The sequence below is a fragment of the Pseudomonas sp. P5_A12 genome, from assembly GCF_056400685.1.
On sequence record NZ_JBFUKU010000622.1, the window covers coordinates 1 to 684 of the forward strand.

Sequence of the window (684 nt, forward strand, 5' to 3'; positions counted from 1 at the left end):
GGTCAGGACCTGCGATGACTAGCTGTAAATTTGGATCCTGATTAGCAACTCGTGAGAAAGCTTCAATTAGTAGATCACACCCTTTTTTCTCATGTATGCGGCTGAGATAAAGCAATAGGCGTTTTCCTTTTAACTCAGGGTAACTTTCTAAAAATTTTTTAGAAAGAAAATCTCCATTCTCTGGAGTATCTGCGGTACCGAAAGCAGTTACAACTTCATTAGCGTTATATAACCAAAATGTCTCGCGGGCTAAGATTTTTTCATCTTCGCACGTGAACAATACAGCTCGTGCATCACGCAGCACCCTGTATTCTGCCCAAGGCCAGTACAGCCATTTTTTTAAATGTTTTAGAGGGTAAGTTTTCTTGAACCATGGATCGAGCATTCCATGTGTGAATACAAAATACGGGACGTTTTTTTTTGCTAACGCACGCCATGCACCAAAGCTATGGTATTGCCATAATCCGTCGACAATTACTGCATCAAAAGCGTCAGCATATTGATTCAGCCAAGAAGTAAGTTTTTTATTATACCGATAGCTTCCTTTGGAGGGGCCTAGAGCGTGGGCTTTAACAGGATAGTCGGACATGAAATTTGAATTCGGGTCGTCAAGGCAGACTAGTTCGACATGATGTCCAAGAATTTTAAGTGTGCTGTCAATTTTTCTAGCGGCCTCCATCGGGC

The 684-nt window shown here is 42.0% G+C and carries 1 protein-coding gene; it reads right to left on the minus strand.

Annotated elements, in window-relative coordinates:
• On the minus strand, positions 1–589 hold a 589-nt coding region (locus AC1DSG_RS31550; protein ID WP_477794354.1), incomplete at its 3' end, for a glycosyltransferase.
• Positions 590–684: the final 95 nt, after the last annotated feature.